This window comes from Candidatus Accumulibacter aalborgensis, from assembly GCF_900089955.1.
Classification (GTDB): domain Bacteria; phylum Pseudomonadota; class Gammaproteobacteria; order Burkholderiales; family Rhodocyclaceae; genus Accumulibacter; species Accumulibacter aalborgensis.
This window is the reverse complement of record NZ_FLQX01000128.1, coordinates 1-2,687: the sequence shown is the minus strand read 5'-3', so window position 1 is coordinate 2,687 and position 2,687 is coordinate 1. Positions and strand designations below refer to the sequence as shown.

The window sequence follows — 2,687 nt, the reverse complement described above, 5'->3', positions numbered from 1 at the left end:
CTGATCCTTACCCTCACCTGACTCCGTTGGCACTCAAGGGCGCTTGGGGGGGCGGCAGTGATGTAGGGCGGCAGCCCCGCAGGGATGTTCTGCTGCCATGCCGGAAGCACTCCGGTACAGCCGTCTGACGCCACGCCGCTTGCATTCCGGGAGCGACTGGTGTCGGACGGCGGAATCTGTTACTGGCTCCGCCCTACGGCGGGTCGCGAGGGAGCGCCCGAACGACGACCGGTCAGGCTTTGCTGCCTCGGGATATGGGGTTATGGCCTGCAGACGGCACCAACCGACGCCCCCTGGTTCAGTTGGCGTGGCATACACAGTTCTTCCCGTCGCGGGTTTCCGCCGCACCTCAAGGCGCTTGGGGGCGCGACAGATACCCCTCGGGGTAGGAGCGCCAGATTCGGGGGGGAGGTGAGCAGGTGAAGGTGATATACATCTGGACGGCGACGTCCAGATACTGCAGACCACGCCAGAGCACCTGGGTGCCGGGCGGGCCGTCGAGTCGGCGTCCGAGGTGGCCGCCCATCTGACCGAGCATGCGAATCGCTTGAGCCATGCTGGGCGGTTCGTCGGGGGCCACCGAGGTTTTGTAGTGATAGCAGTGCAAGGCCTTCCATTCGACTTCTTCGAAGAAGACGGTGCACGGCTGATCGGGAACCTCGCGCCCGAGCATCGCCAAGTAGTAGACGCGCCACGCGACCACCATGTCGATGGCCAGACACGCCTGCAAGCGTGTGGCGGTACCGAGTTGGCGGTCTTTGATCCGACAACCGCTCTTCAAGGTGCGATGGAAGACCTCGATCCCCCAGCGCGCGGCGTACCACTCGGCACGCTCAACGGCGTCGTCGAAAGTGTGAACCGGCACGGTGGTGAGCAACATCCACTCGATCGGCTCGGGATCGTCGGTGTGCTCTTCGTGTAGATGAACCGCCCACAGGTCGACCGGCGGCAGGCGGCTACCCCGTGGCGGTTGCAACGTCACTTCAGCGAAGCGCACGGGGAGCAGCACCGTGCGCGCCGTGCGGTTGCCACGCCGGGGGATGTGCAGCGTGATCTCGCCGGCGGGCGGCTGGTGGCTGATGAAATCCCACAGCGCTTCGTTCTCCACTCGCCGCTGGCGGGTGCGCTCGGCCCGCACCAGCAGCTTTGGTCCCGCCGGATCGCGCGCGGCCAGGGCAAACAGATCGTGAATGTCCGACTCGCGATCGCCCATGCTTACCAACAGGGTTTCCGGGCACAGCGCCTGGACTTCGGCCACTCGGGTGAAGCTGTTCAACCACTTCACGCTTTCCTTTTCCTCGATCGGCAGCTTCTTGCGCTCCTCGCTCTTGCCGTGCTCCTCGGGGTCGCGTGCCCAGCACTGGGCGTCGAGGATGCCGAGCGGTGTCCCCTCGACGCTGAAGGCCACGGTATCGTGCAGCAGCAAGCCGACGGCCTGGTCACGCGTCGTGTTGACTGGACCCAGCCCTTCGGTGGCCGGATGATGGGAGTAACTGAGTGTTGTCGTATCCTGGGGGACCAGGACGATGCGGTGCTGTCGAATACGCTCGATGGTCGCTTCGATGTGCGGGGTCAGAATGGCTTGCAAGTTCACCTGGTGGTTGCGGAAAAAGCGATACGCGGCCATCGTTCCGGCTCGTGAAGCGCAGGCTTCGGGCACATTCGCCTGGGGGCGATGGAAGAAATCGAGCGCAAGGGAAACCAGACGTCGTTTGAGGCGCTCATCGTACCAGCGAACCGTGGCAAATTCTTCTTCCGCCCAGTTGCTCGCCGGCGCACGGGGGGAGGTGCGCAGGCCGTCGCGGGGTTTCGCGGACAATCGCTCGCGCCACTCGCCGACCAGCGGGAGCAGGAAAATGTGTTTGGCCACCCCATCACGGCGCCCCGAGGTGATTCCGACGTCCATCCAGTTGGCCGCGCGGTAGCAGTGGCCGGGAAAGCGCGTCGGATCGACGAAGGTCTCCAGCAACAGCGGTCGTACGCCGTAGCGCGCTTCCCAGTCGGCCGGCAGTCGCCGGCTCGCGAGTCCGAGTACGTGCGAGGCGAGATTCGGCACCTGCACGCCCGGTCGGATCAGGAAGCGGGCGTTCGCCACTACCTGCCGCAGATTGTGCCGACGCGCCGCATCATCCCAGCCAATCGCTTTGTCACGCTCCTTCAGGGCCCAACTCGCCGAGGTGAAGCCGAGTGCTCCCAGCCAGCCGTAGGGTTCGCTGCGCACCAGGTAGCGCAACTGTGCGCCGCACAGGGGCTTGTCGCCCAGGTAGTGTTCACGCGCCATCAGCGCGCGCCAGGTTTGCGCTTCCAGACTCCCTGCCTCTACGGCGACCAACTCCACGGTGCCAAGCGCTTCCAGTGACGCACTGACGCTGAGGTCTTCCACTTCCAGCGTGGGCGGCTGGCGTGGGGTGAAGAGAGCCGGGGCGGCCGGCAGCTCGATGACCTGGCGCCGAACAAGCTGCGCCAAGGCTTTGCGGCATCCTCCTTCCTGCCAGGCACCTGTCGCGCTACGCCAATTCAGCCACTCGCAAACCCGGCGCGACAGCGCACGGCGCGATATCTCCGGCACCGACGTGACCACCTCCCGGATTCGATCCAGAATGCCGAGGGAGAATTCTTGGCCGCACAGACGCATGCCCAAAGGATAGCGCTCGCGGCCGACGGAGTCAAGTATGTCGGAGGCTCAG

The 2,687-nt window shown here is 65.2% G+C and carries 1 protein-coding gene; it reads right to left on the bottom strand.

Annotated features, from left to right (window positions below):
• Window positions 1–349: 349 nt before the first annotated feature.
• On the bottom strand, window positions 350–2,467 hold the full coding sequence (locus ACCAA_RS14570; RefSeq protein ID WP_245754585.1) for an IS4 family transposase: 2,118 nt from the start codon (window positions 2,465–2,467) through the stop codon (window positions 350–352).
• Window positions 2,468–2,687 lie beyond the last annotated feature (220 nt).